Genomic DNA, 12,530 nt, shown 5'->3' with positions numbered 1-12,530 from the left:
TACGGGGAACCAACTCCGGGGGAGTGGTGGGGGGGGGGGGGGGGGCTTTCCCCCCCCCCCCCCCCCCCTTCCTTTCGTGTTCCACCGGCTACGCGAGCCGGAACACCTCCTTGGACAGCGCCAGGACCCGGGCCTCGTCGCGGGCCAGGGCCGCCGCGTCGGCATGCGCCATGTGCACGGTCAGCGGGCTGGACGGCAGGTCGACGGTGGGCCGCAGCCGGTCGCCCGGACCGGTCTTCACCGTGACCGCCCGTACGGACCCCACCTCGTCGATCCGCGCCAAGGCCGACGCGTCCACGGACTCCACCACCCCGGCGAGGTCGGTGGCCACGTGGTACACGAAGGCCTCCCGGAGCCGGCGGTAGGTGCGGCCCGCGAACTCCTCGGCGAACTGCTCCGGGCGCAGCCAGGCCAGTGCGCTCGCCCGGGCCTGGTCGGCGCCGCAGCACCCGGCGTCGAAGTCCGGGTGCATCGCCCCGTTCATGCGGGAGCCGATCTCGACGAGTGCGGGCCCGTCGGAGGTCATCATCACCTCGGCGTGTGCGGCGCCGAACTCGATCCCGAGGGCGTCCAGCACGTCGTGGGTGTAGGCGGTGAGCTCGGCGACCACCGGGTCCTCCGGCGGGACGAGCACGTCGCGGTGGGAGACGTTGTGGGCTCCGCGGCGCCGCTTGTCGTAGCGCCAGACGCCCGCGTCGTAGCGCTCTCCCCGGCAGGAGACGGTGTCCACGATGTACTCGGTGCCGGCGAGGTAGGACTGGGCCAGCACCTCGGTGTTGGTCTCGCCGTACATGGTGACGGTGCCGAGTACGGCCTGCGCGGCGCGGCGCGCCTGGTCCGGGTCCGTGCAGATGGACACGCCCTGGGCGCCGGAGGCGGCCAGGGGCTTGACCACGACCGGCCGGCCGTCCTGCTCCCGCGCCCAGGCGGCGACGGCGTCGGCGTCGTCGGACCTGAACTGGCGGGCGCAGCGCACGCCCGCCTTCCGGACGGCTTCGATCATCTGGTACTTGTCGCGGCGCGCCGCCGACAACGCGGAGCCGTTGGTCGGCAGGCCGAGCATTTCGGACATCAGGTCGGCGAGCGGTACGCCGGGCTCCTGGCCGGCCACCACGAGCGCCGGGCGCAGTTCGGCCAGCCGCCGGGCGGTCCCGAGCGGGTCGGCGGCGACGAGGGCCGCCGCGTAGCTGCTCAGGTCGGGCGCCCTGAGGGACTTCAGGGGTTCGGGCGTGCTGGACAGGTGCACGACCTCCGCGCCGAGTCCGGCGAAGGCCGCCCGGAGGTGCCTGCCGGTCCCGTACGCGTCGACGAGGACGACCAAGGGGTGATCAGCTCGCATGCTGCCTCCGCGGAGCACTCAGTTGCCATGCTAGGCAATGTTGGTTGCCAAGATTATTGACCATCTAGGCAACTTCTGTCACTCTTTCTGGACAGAGCCGCTCGATTGAGCCGAAGCATCCGGTCGCCGTAGACGCCTGACACCCCGCCGTGTCCCCGGGCGTGCGACCGGCCAGTTCATCAATGAAGAACGGAGCTCTCACCCATGTCCGTGCAGATGTTGCACACCCCCACCCGGCTGTCCGAACTCGACGACACCCAGAGGGCCCAGTTCGAACGATCCGGTTTCCTCGTCCTGCCAGGCTTCCTCCCGAACGATCTGGTGACCCGGGTCAAACAGGAGGTCGACACCTGGGTCGACACCGGGCTGCGGGCCCGATCCATCGCCGCCGTACTCGACTACGCGACCCACGGGGTGCCGGACGTCCTCGAACTGGACCTCCCCGGCCACGGCGAACTCCTCGCCCACGAACCGCTGCTGGACGTGGTCGGGCAGCTGCTCGGCCCGGGGTTCGGCTTCCACCACATGCACAGCGACCGGCACGCCCCCGACCTCCCCGGCAAGGGGTGGCACCACGACTACGAGCAGCGCTCCACGTCGCACCGGACCCACACGATGGTCCACGCGCTGCACTACCTCGACGGCATCGACCCGGACATGGCCGGCCTGGCCGTCCTGCCCGGTTCGCACCGCGAGAGGGCGGAGAAGACGGCGCGCGCCCACCGCGGCACCGACGTGCTGCCCGGAGAGGTGTACCTGGAGGAGCTGCCGGCCGGATCGACCGTGCTGCTGCACTCCGCCCTGTTCCACGCCCGCCGGGCGAAGCCGCAGTTCCCGGGCCGTCCGCGCTACTTCGTCGACGCCTCCTACTGCGAGGCCGGGGTGCTGTGGCCGCCGGTCAAGCCGTACTGGCGGGAGATGTTGCAGCGGGCGCGCCGGCTCGGGCTGGCCGGCGCGGACCGGCCGGACCTCTTCGCCGAGCACCACTTCAGCGAATACACCCGGCCCGAGTGAGGGAGGACCAGATGCTGCACGCGGGAATCTCATGGCACGCGGGCGGGTACCGCCTGGCGGTGGTCGGCCCCGACGGCCGCCGCGTCCCCGTGCCGGGCGACTACGGCCCGGACCGCGCGGACGAGCTGATCACGCAGCTGCGCGGGCTCGGCGACCGGCTCGGGATCGTCGTGGAGAGCACCAACGGCACGCTGGACGGCCGCATCATGGCGGCCGGCCTGCGCGTGCACCGCGCCGATCCCTGGCTGCTGCCGGACCGGCCGCTGCTGGGCTCGGTCCCGGCGGAGGAACTGGCCCTCGCGAGCCTGCGCGGCGGGCGGGGCCTGGTCCGGCTGGAGGCCCACCGGGGCACCCAGACCGGCCGTGAGGAGGAACTGGCCGCGCAGATCGCCTCGTCCGCCGCCGCGGACCGCGAACTGGGCCGGGCGGGACGCCTCTTCAGCCACGGCGACCGCGAGCGCCGCGAGGTGGCGCTCACCTTCGACGACGGGCCGCTGCCGCCCTACACCGGGCAGATCCTCGACGTCCTGGAGCGCTACGGCGTCCCGGCGACCTTCTTCTGCGTCGGGATCAACGCGGGCGGGTTCTCCGAGGACCTGACGCGGATGCGCGAGCAGGGCCACGCCATCGGCAACCACACCTGGTCGCACCCGTTCCTGCCCGAGCTGACGCGGGCCCAGCTGGCCGAGCAGATCGGCCGCACCGCCGAGGCGATCGCCGACGCGAGCGGAGGCGGGGCGCCCCGGCTGTTCCGGCCTCCGTACGGGTCCCGGACACCGCAGGTGATGGACTGGCTCGCGGACACCGACACCACCACCGTGCTGTGGGACGTCGCTCCGGACGACTGGGCCCTGCGGCAGGCCGACGCCATCGCGCGCGACGTGCTGGCCGAGGTCCGGCCCGGATCCGTCATCCTCCTCCACGACGGCGGCGGCGACCGTTCGCCCACCGTGGCCTCGCTCCCGCCCATCATCGAGGGCCTGCTGGAGCGCGGCTACGCGTTCGTCCGGGCGGACGACATGATCGAGCGGACCCGGTCCGGTCTGGTGGCGGCCTCGTGAGGAACTGGGCGGGCAACATCGACTTCGGTACGGCCCCGATCGCGCGGCCCGGCTCCGTCGACGAGCTGCGCCGGATCGTCGCGGGCAGCGAACGGGTCCGCGCTCTCGGCGCCGGCCACTCCTTCAGCGGGGTCCTGGCGACGGCGGGCGGGTTCGTCCGGCTCGACGGGCTGCCCCCGGCCGTCGACGTCGACACGGAGGCGGGCACCGCCACGGTGACCGCCGGAATGCGGTACGCCGACGTGGCCGCCGCACTGCACCCGGCGGGCCACGCGCTGGCGAACCTGGCGTCCCTGCCGGACCTCTCCGTCGCCGGGGCGACCGCCACCGGCACGCACGGCTCCGGTGACGCCCAGCGCAGCCTGGCCGCCGCGGTGGTGGGGCTGGAGCTGGTCGGCCCCGAGGGCGACCTGGTCGAGCTGCGCCGCGACGTGGACCGGGACACCTTCGCCGGATCGGTGGTCTCCCTCGGCGCGCTGGGTGTGGCCACCCGCGTGACCCTGGAGATCGAGCCGGCGTTCGAGGTGGCCCAGTCGGTGCGGACGGCGGTGCCGCTCGACGAGATCCGGGACCGCTTCGACGAGGTCTCCGGCGCCGCGTACAGCGTCAGCGTGTTCACCACGTGGGGGGACGACGCGTCCGTGTGGCTCAAGCGCCGCACGGACCGCCCCGTCACCGAGCTGGACCTCGGAACCCCCGCGCAGGGCCCGCTGCATCCGGTGCCCGGGGCCGACCCGGCCGGGTGCACGGCCCAGCTGGGCGTGCCGGGCCCGTGGCACCTGCGGCTGCCGCACTTCCGGCCGGGCGCCACCCCGAGCACCGGTGACGAGCTGCAGTCGGAGTACTTCCTGCCGCGGTCCGCCGCCGCGGCCGCGTTCGACGCGCTGCGCGGGATCGGCGCCCTCCTGGGGCCGGTCCTGCACGTGGCCGAGGTCCGGACCGTGCGCGGCGACGATCTGTGGCTGAGCCCGGCGTACGAACGCGACTCCGTGGCCTTCCACTTCACCTGGGTCAAGGACGCCGCGCGCGTGCCGGCGGTGATCGGCGCCGTGGAGGAGCTCCTGGCACCGCTGAGTGCGCGGCCCCACTGGGCCAAGCTCACGGCCATGACCGGGGCCGACATCCGGTCCCGATACCGCCGGGCGTCCGATTTCGCGGAGCTGCTTGCGAAGTCCGACCCCGAGGGCAAGTTCGGCAACGAGCTCGTCGACGGCCTGTTCTCCCCCGGGTCCCGGTGACCCCCTTTGTCCCAGCGATCGCGGAAGGCACGCGCGTGGAGAAGCGAGTACTGACCAAGGCCGAGCGGAAGGTGTCCGTCGTCGGTCTCGGCACCTGGCAGTTCGGCGACGGATGGGCCCACGTGCGCGAGCACGACGTGCGGGCCATCCTCGACGAGGCCGCCCTGGCGGGTGTCGACTTCATCGACACCGCCGACGTCTACGGCGACGGCCGCAGCGAACGGCTGATCGGGCAGTTCCTGCGGGAGTTCCGCACCTCACGCGGGGAGCGGCCCACCGTGGCGACCAAGCTGGGGCGCCGCGGCGCGCAGGAGCTCGGGGCGTTCACCCTCGACAACTTCCGTGCATGGAGCGACCGTTCCCGGGAGAACCTGGGGATGGACACGCTCGACCTCGTGCAGCTGCACACCCCGCCGGACGCCGTGTTCGAGTCCGACGCGGTCTTCGACGCCATGGACGTACTGGTGGAGGAGGGCCGGGTCAAGGCGTACGGCGTCAGCGTGGAGACCTGCGCCCAGGCGATGACCGCGATCGCGCGGCCGAATGTCGCCTCGGTGCAGATCATCCTGAACGTGTTCCGGCGCAAGCCGCTGGAGCAGGTGCTGCCGGCCGCCCGGGCCGCGGGCGTGGGGATCATCGCCAGGGTGCCGCTGGCCTCCGGCCTGCTGTCGGGGAAGTTCCGCCGCGACACGGTCTTCGCCGCGAGCGACCACCGCAACTACAACCGGCACGGCGAGCAGTTCGACGTCGGCGAGACCTTCTCCGGCGTCGACTACGAGACCGGCCTCGCGGCCGCCGGCGAGTTCACCGGCATGGTGCCCGCGGGTGCCACGCCCGCACAGTTCGCCCTGCGCTGGGTCACCCAGCAGGACGGCGTCACCACGGTCATCCCGGGTGCCACCTCGGTGGCGCAGGCCCGGTCCAACGCCGTCGTCGGGTCCATGGAGCCGCTGCCCGAGGAGTCCCTCGAACTGCTGCGCGAGCTGTACGACCGCCGGATCCGCGCCCAGGTGCACCACCTCTGGTGACCTCGGGCCCCCGAACCGTCTTCCCCTTCCCAGGAGCCGCAGGATGAAGATCGCCGGAGAGACCGTCCTCCTCACCGGTGCGACCGGAGGCGTAGGCCGGGCGCTCGCCGCCCGGCTCGCCGAGGCGGGCGCCCACCTGATCGTGACCGGCCGCGACGGCGAGGCGCTGCGGGCGCTCGCCGACCGTCTCGGCGCCCGGTGGGTGACCGCCGACCTCGCCGACCCCGAGGACGTGGAACACCTCGCGAAGGAGTGCGCCGGCACCGCGATCCTGGTGGCGAACGCCGCCCTCCCGGCCAGCGGCGACCTGCTGGAGTACACGCCCGATCAGGTCGACCGTGCCCTGGCGGTGAACCTGCGGTCGGCGGTCGTGCTGGCCCGGCTGCTCGCGCCCGCGATGACCGAGGCGGGCCGGGGCCACCTGGTGTTCGTGGGGTCGATGTCGGGCAAGGCCGCGACCCCGCACTCGTCGCTCTACACGGCGTCGAAGTTCGGACTGCGCGGCTTCGCCCACGCCCTGCGCCTCGACCTGCGCCCGGCGGGCGTCGGGGTGTCGCTCGTCCAGCCCGGCTTCGTCGCCGACGCCGGCATGTTCGCCCGGACCGGGGCCCCGCTGCCCCGCGGCGCGCGGGCGGTCACACCGGACCAGGTGGCATCGGCGGTGCTCCGGGCCATCGCACACGACCGCGGCGAGATCAACATCGCGCCGCTCAAACTGCGGCTGCGCTGCGCCCTGTCGGTGCAGTTCCCCTCCGTCGCGGCCTGGCTCCAGGGGCAGGGCGCCCCGGACGACACCGGGCGGCGCATCGTCGACGCGCAACGGGCCTCCCGGTGAGGTGCCGGGTGAACGCACGGCCCCCCACGACCTCATGAGGAGTGAGCACATGTTGGAAAGCGTTCTCGTCATCGGCTCCGGCTACCTGCACTTCCGGGAGTACGCGCTGCGCGGACTGGCGCAGCGGTACCGCGTCGTCCTCATCGGACAGCGCCCGCTGGACTGGCAGCTCCCGTACGCGGCCGAGTACCGGGAGGCCGATCTCCAGGACGAGGCGGCGGTCCTCGCGGCCGCCGAAGAGCTGGCCTCCGGCAACCGCATCGTCGGTGTCGTCACCTGGGAGGAGATGCTGATCGCTCGGGCCGCGGCGGTCGGCGCCCGGCTGGGCGTGCCGACCATGCCGCTCGATGCGGCGCGGGCCTGCCGCGACAAGGCGGAGCAGCGCAGGCTCTTCCAGGAGGCGGGCGTGCCGTCGGCCCGGTTCCACCTGGCCGGCTCCGTCGCCGAGGCGGTCGAGGCCGCCGGCGCCATCGGCTACCCGGTGGTGGTCAAGCCCCGCGGCCGGGCGGCGAGCGTCGCGGTCCAGATCGTCCGCTCCGAGGCCGAGCTGCGCGCGGCGTTCGACTTCGCCCGCACCTCGGAGAACGCGGCCATCGAGGACGGGCTCGTTCTCATCGAGGAGTTCCTCGTCGGCCCGGAGATCAGCGTGGACAGCTGGGTCCTCGACGGCAGGGTCGAGCCGTACGCGATCGCGCTGAAGCGCACCGGCTACGCGCCGTTCTTCGAGGAGGTGGCGCACGTCGTCGGCACGGTCCTCGACCCCGAGACCGAGGCCGCGGTCCGCGAGGTGGTGATCAGCTCCAACCGGGCGCTGGGCATCGACCGTACCGTCACCCACACCGAGTTGATGCTCACCGCCGACGGCCCCAAGGTGGTCGAGGTCAACGGCCGTCTCGGCGGCGAGCTGATCCCGCGCCTGGCCGAGATCGCGATTCCGGGCCTGTCCGTCGGGGCGCTCCTCGGTGCGGTCGCCACCGGCCGCGAGCCGGACCCGGTCCCGCGGCCGGAGCGCCTGGTCGGGATCCGCTTCCTGTACCCGGCCGAGGACCTGGTGTTCGAGGACATCGAGGTGCCGGCCGCGCTCGCCGACGAGCCGTGGGTGCACGAGGTGCAGCGGGTCAGCGACCCGGGCACCGAGCTGCGGCTGCCGCCGCGTCAGTTCCTGGGCCGCGCCGGATACGTCATCGCCACCGGTTCCGGCATCGAGGAGATCGACGCGCGGCTGCTGAAGCTCGCCGACGGCACGGCCGTCCTCGGCCGGCCGCTGCCCGAGCCCCTGCCCCTGTGAGCCCCCGCCCCCTCCCCCGCCCCCTCCTGCTTCGCCCCCTCCCGCTTCCCGCTTCCCCGCTATCCGTACAGATGGAGACACACCCATGAAGAAGGCCCTGATCTTCGGCGAGTACAAGATCGCCAGGTTCCTGCCGGTCCTGCGCGACCGCGGCTACACGGACTTCGTCGTGTATTCGGCCGTCGAGTTCGACGCGGCCCTCGAGTTCGACGCCACCGGCGTCGAGGTCAAGCTGCTGAGCCTGGACTGGGACGCGGACGACGTGCTGCGCGTGCTGGACGCCGAGCGGCCCGACGTGGCCATCGCCAACCCGTACGCCCACGGCCAGGAGCAGCTGCCCATCGTCTACGGCCGGGCCGCCGCCCGCTGGGACGGCCGGTTCGTCGCTCACTCCGCCGAGTTCGCCGAGGTGGCCTGCGACAAGGTCAAGCTGCACGAGACCGGGGTGGAGCGCGGCTGGCCGGTCCCGGCGGGAGCGGTCTGCGCGGGCGTCTCCGAGGTCGCCGGCGCCGCCCGGGAGCTGGGGTTCCCGCTGGTGATCAAGGAGGCCCAGGCCCAGGCGGGCGACGGCCGGTTCTTCGCCGCCTCGTCCGAGGAACTCGATGCAGTACTCGAAGCGGGCCTCGCGTTCCCGGCGATCGTGCAGGCGTTCAAGGTCGGTGAGGAGACCGGGATCGAGCTGATCACCGCGGACGGCGAGCTGATGCGCTGGCCGGTGGTCTCCATGGGCCCGCTGGACGCGGGGCTCGACCCCTCGAAGCGGGCGCGCGTCGTCCCGTACGTGCTGCCCGAGCGTGCCGCGGCGCGCCTGGAGGCGTTCCTCACCGACATCCAGGACAACTTCGCCCCGTACGGTCCGTGGCAGATCGACTTCGCGGTCGTCGAGGACGACATCGTCATCCTCGAGATCAACCCGCGCCTCGGCGGTCTGTCCGACCTGGGCGCCACCGGCAGCGGCACCGACCCGCACGCGGTGTTCACGGCGGCCGCGCTCGGCGAGCCGCTGCCGCAGGCGCGGACGCGCGCGGTGGCGATCGAGCTGCCGTCCGTCGAGATCCCCGGCGTCGAGGTGCCCGCGCACCCCGAGGGCGCCGAGGTCATGCGGGTGACCGCGCGCAAGCCCACCAACCGCTGCTTCATCAACACCGACCGCATGCAGCTGGTCACCACGGTCGGCGACCTGGAGGCGGGCAAGCGCTGGGTGAAGGAGCTCGACGCCGCGGGCCTGCTGCGCTGCTCGGTCGACTCCGCGTTCCGTCAGCTGGAGCAGGGCTTCGGCGTGTTCGGCGGGAAGGCGGAAGCGCTGTGAAGGTGCTGATCGCCGGACTCGGCGACAACAAGGAGTTCGGGCTCAAGTCGCTGCGCGATGCGGGTCACTTCGTCGGGATCATCGACCTGCCGCAGCGCATCCCCGTCAACCAGTGCGACTGGTGGCGCGCGGGCGACCGCTTCTCCGTGGACTCGATGCTCGAAGCGGCGAGCTCGGCCGGGTTCGAGTGGGACGCGATCCTCTGCTGGGAGGAACTGTCCACCGACATCGCCCGGGACGTCGCGCGCAAGCTGGGCGTTCCGGCGCCGCGGATGCCCGCGGGCCACTTCCGCGACAAGGGCGTCATGCACGGCCGGCTGCGCGAGCTGGGCGTCCCCTCGCCACAGCTCGGCGTGGCCCGCACCGTGGAGGAGTGCGTGTCCCTCGCCGGCGGCCGCATGCCGGTCGTCGTCAAGCCGACGGACTACGGCGGCAGCGGCGGGGTCCGGGTCGTCGGCGACGCGGATGACCTCGCCGAGGCCTTCCGGGCCGCCGCCTCGCTGGCGGCGAGCGGCCGGGTCGCGGTGGACCGGTACGTGACCGGCAAGGAGTACAGCGTCGAAGCGGTGACGTGGGCACCCGGCGACTCCCAGGTCCTCGCGATCACCGACAAGTACCTGACCCGGCCGCCGTACTGCATCGAGGTCGGCCACATCTCCCCGGCGGAGGTCTCGGACGAGGAGCGCGAGCTGCTGACGGAGGCGACGGTCCGCGCGCTCGACGCGCTCGGCATGGAGGCGGGCGTCTCCCACGCCGAGTTCCGCATGACCGAGACCGGCCCGGTCCTGATGGAGATCGCGGGCCGTCCCGCGGGCGGCCAGATCCCGCGGCTCGTCGAGCTGGCCACCGGCTGGAACCTGCACACCGCCGAACTCGCGGCGGTGGTGGGCGAGCGCACGACGCAGGGAGCCGCGGCCGCCGAGTCCTCGGCCATCCGCTTCTTCGTCGGTGACGGCCACACCCCGTTCCGCCACCCCGTGACGTGGGAGACGGCGAGCCGGCCCCCGCTGGTGGACACCCTGCGGGAACTGCGCTACTTCGCGGGCGAGGGGACGGTGGCGCGGGTGCCGCGCGGCCCGGAGGACCGGCTCGGGTACGCGATCTTCGCCGGTACCCGCGAGGAGACCGCGGCGGCCTTGGCCGCCATCGACGACGGCGCCGAGGAGTACCGCGGTGAGTAGCACTCAGGCCCGGGCGGCGAGCGCGCCGTCCGGGCCCGGCCCGGCCAGCCGGGGCCTGTGGCACAACCACGACTTCCTCAAGCTCTGGTCGGGCGAGACGGTCGCCGCGCTCGGCTCCCAGGTCACCCAGCTGGCCCTCCCCCTGCTGGTGCTGGGCGCCCTGGGCGGCAGCGCGGCGCAGGTCGGCCTCGTCACGGCGATGCAGTTCCTGCCCGCGCTGTGCGTAACCCCGTTCGCCGGCCTGGTGATCGACATGTTCGACCGCCGGCTGATCATCCTGGTCGCCAACCTGGTGCGGGCCGTCGCCCTGGCCATGGTGCCGGTGCTGTACCTGACGGACAGCCTCGGTGTCCCGGCGCTGTGCGTGATCGCGTTCGTGGTCGGCTCGGGCACCGCGGTGTTCGACGTCGGCTACCTCGCGTACCTCCCGGCGCTCGTGCCCCGGCAGCACCTCGTGGACGCCAACAGCAAGCTGCAGGGCTCGTACGCCGTCGCCCAGATCGGCGGCTCCGGCGTGGGCGGCCTGCTGATCAAGGTGCTGGGCGCGTGGTGCGCGATCCTGGCCAACGTCGTCGCGTACCTCGCGGCGTTCGTGGCGATGTTCCTGATCCGGCACCGGGAGCCGGCGCGCGACCCGGAGGCGGCGAGCAGGCCGCGCCTGGCCGACATCCTCACCAGCTTCGGACTGCTGTGGCGCAACCGGATCCTGCGCATGCTGAGCCTGCGGGCCGGCTGGTTCAACATGTGCGAACAGGCGATCCTCACCCTGTTCTTGGTCTACGCGGTCAAGGAACTGCACATGGACGCGGGCGGGGTCGGCTTCGTCCTCGCCTTCGGCAGCATCGCCTCGCTGGCCGGGGCGGCCGTCGCCAAGCGGGCCGGCAACCGGTTCGGGTTCCCCAGGATCCTGATCCTGGCCAGCAGCGCCTCGTCCATCGCGCCGATGCTCCTGCTGCCGACCGGGAGCGGCACCGGCTGGAACTTCGCGCTGGCGACACTGACCTTCGCCGTCTACGGATTCGGCCTGACCATCTACAACGTCCACGTCGTGGCGTTCCGGCAGACCGTGATCCCGTCGGACGTGCTGGGCCGGGCGACCGCCGCGTACCGGATGCTCACGTACGGGCCGTTCCCGCTCGGCGCGTTCCTCGGGGGCGTACTGGGCGAGCAGCTCGGACTGTGGAACTCCCTGCTGGTCTTCGCGGTCGCGTCGCTCGCGGGGTGGGTGCTGTTCGTCGTGGCCTGTACGAGGCTGCCGGAGGAGGAACTGGAGCCGGCGAAGTCCTGATGGAGGGCCCCGCGTGAAGATGCACGCCGACGAGGTGGACATCGACGAGTCGCTCGTCGAGCGGCTGGTCGCTGCGCAGTTCCCGCAGTGGGCGGGGCTGCCCGTACGGAAGGTCCGCTCGGCCGGCACGGACCATGCCATGTACCGGCTGGGCGAGGACAGGTCCGTACGGCTGCCCCGGATGCGCGACGCCGCGGGGCAGGTCGGCGCCGAGCAGCGGTGGCTGCCGCACCTCGCCCCGCACCTGCCGCTCGACGTACCCGTGCCGCTCGGGCTCGGGGCGCCGGGCGAGGGGTACGGGTTCGACTGGTCGGTGTACCGCTGGCTCGACGGCGAGAACCTGTACGACCGGCCCCTCCTGGAAGGCGGACTCCACGACGCCGCCGCCGGGTTGGGGCATTTCCTCGCGGCGCTCCACCGCGTCGGCACCGCCGGTGCGCCTCGCTCGTTCCGCGGCGGTCCGGTGGACACCGCCGACGACGAGGTCCGCGCCGCGATCCGGGACCTGGGCGCCGACGGCACGCACGACGCGGAGGCCGCGACCGCCGCCTGGGAGGCGGCCGTCCGGGCACCGCAGTGGCAGGGCGCGCCCGTGTGGCTGCACGGCGACCTGCTGCCGGGGAACCTCCTCGGCCGCCGGGGTCGGCTCACGGCGGTCATCGACTTCGGCCTGGTGGGCGTAGGTGACCCCGCGTGCGATGTGATGGCGGCCTGGACCCTGCTGACCGCCGAGACGCGGGAGGCGTTCCGCGTGGCGGCGGGCGTGGACGACGCCACCTGGGCCCGGGGGCGGGGCTGGGCCCTGCGGTTCGGCCTCACGGCGGAGCACCACCACCGCGGCGGCCGCAACCCCGTCCTGGCGGCGGTCGGCCACCGCGCGGCGGCCGAGGCCATCGCCGACCACCGACGCACCTGATCTCCCCGCCCCCCGCCGCCCCCTCGCGCGCCC

At 73.3% G+C, this 12,530-nt stretch carries 11 protein-coding genes; 10 read left to right on the top strand and 1 reads right to left on the bottom strand.

Features of this window, described 5'->3' with window-relative positions:
• Nucleotides 1-88: 88 nt before the first annotated feature.
• On the bottom strand, nucleotides 89-1,339 hold the full coding sequence (locus ACFXA3_RS18825; RefSeq protein ID WP_385188089.1) for an ATP-grasp domain-containing protein: 1,251 nt from the start codon (nucleotides 1,337-1,339) through the stop codon (nucleotides 89-91).
• Nucleotides 1,340-1,543: 204 nt separating this feature from the next.
• Between ACFXA3_RS18825 and ACFXA3_RS18820 the strand changes: the two genes are divergently transcribed.
• The 10 genes from ACFXA3_RS18820 (at nucleotide 1,544) to ACFXA3_RS18775 (ending at nucleotide 12,497) form a co-directional block, all read left to right on the top strand.
• Nucleotides 1,544-2,353, top strand: coding sequence for a phytanoyl-CoA dioxygenase family protein (locus ACFXA3_RS18820; protein WP_385188087.1), 810 nt, complete (start codon nucleotides 1,544-1,546; stop codon nucleotides 2,351-2,353).
• An 11-nt stretch (nucleotides 2,354-2,364) separates the two neighbouring features.
• Nucleotides 2,365-3,414, top strand: coding sequence for a polysaccharide deacetylase family protein (locus ACFXA3_RS18815; protein ID WP_385188085.1), 1,050 nt, complete (start codon nucleotides 2,365-2,367; stop codon nucleotides 3,412-3,414).
• A complete protein-coding gene (locus tag ACFXA3_RS18810; protein ID WP_385188083.1) occupies nucleotides 3,411-4,652 on the top strand; it encodes an FAD-binding protein in 1,242 nt (413 codons plus the stop codon). Before ACFXA3_RS18815 ends, ACFXA3_RS18810 begins: the two co-directional genes overlap by 4 nt.
• A 35-nt stretch (nucleotides 4,653-4,687) precedes the next feature.
• Entirely contained in the window at nucleotides 4,688-5,680 is a 993-nt protein-coding gene (locus ACFXA3_RS18805; protein WP_385188081.1) for an aldo/keto reductase, read from the top strand.
• A 43-nt stretch (nucleotides 5,681-5,723) separates the two neighbouring features.
• Nucleotides 5,724-6,515 (top strand): SDR family NAD(P)-dependent oxidoreductase, encoded by a 792-nt coding sequence (locus ACFXA3_RS18800; protein ID WP_385188079.1) that lies wholly within the window; start codon nucleotides 5,724-5,726, stop codon nucleotides 6,513-6,515.
• 49 nt (nucleotides 6,516-6,564) lie between these two features.
• A complete protein-coding gene (locus ACFXA3_RS18795) occupies nucleotides 6,565-7,803 on the top strand; it encodes an ATP-grasp domain-containing protein (RefSeq protein ID WP_385188077.1) in 1,239 nt (412 codons plus the stop codon).
• Between the two features lie 85 nt (nucleotides 7,804-7,888).
• Nucleotides 7,889-9,112 carry an ATP-grasp domain-containing protein gene (locus ACFXA3_RS18790; protein ID WP_385188075.1) on the top strand — a complete coding sequence of 408 codons (1,224 nt, stop codon included), beginning with the start codon at nucleotides 7,889-7,891 and terminating at the stop codon, nucleotides 9,110-9,112.
• A complete protein-coding gene (locus tag ACFXA3_RS18785) occupies nucleotides 9,109-10,293 on the top strand; it encodes an acetyl-CoA carboxylase biotin carboxylase subunit family protein (RefSeq protein ID WP_385188073.1) in 1,185 nt (394 codons plus the stop codon). The genes ACFXA3_RS18790 and ACFXA3_RS18785 overlap by 4 nt, the downstream gene beginning before the upstream one ends.
• Nucleotides 10,286-11,581 carry an MFS transporter gene (locus ACFXA3_RS18780; protein WP_385188071.1) on the top strand — a complete coding sequence of 432 codons (1,296 nt, stop codon included), beginning with the start codon at nucleotides 10,286-10,288 and terminating at the stop codon, nucleotides 11,579-11,581. The genes ACFXA3_RS18785 and ACFXA3_RS18780 overlap by 8 nt, the downstream gene beginning before the upstream one ends.
• 19 nt (nucleotides 11,582-11,600) lie before the next feature.
• Nucleotides 11,601-12,497: an aminoglycoside phosphotransferase family protein gene (locus ACFXA3_RS18775; RefSeq protein ID WP_385188091.1), complete on the top strand. Its 897-nt coding sequence runs from the start codon at nucleotides 11,601-11,603 to the stop codon at nucleotides 12,495-12,497.
• Nucleotides 12,498-12,530 lie beyond the last annotated feature (33 nt).

Source organism: Streptomyces sp. NPDC059456 (genome assembly GCF_042750055.1).
In the GTDB taxonomy this organism is placed as follows: domain Bacteria; phylum Actinomycetota; class Actinomycetes; order Streptomycetales; family Streptomycetaceae; genus Streptomyces.
The sequence above is the reverse complement of the archived record's forward strand: the minus strand, read 5'-3'. Positions and strand labels throughout refer to the sequence as shown.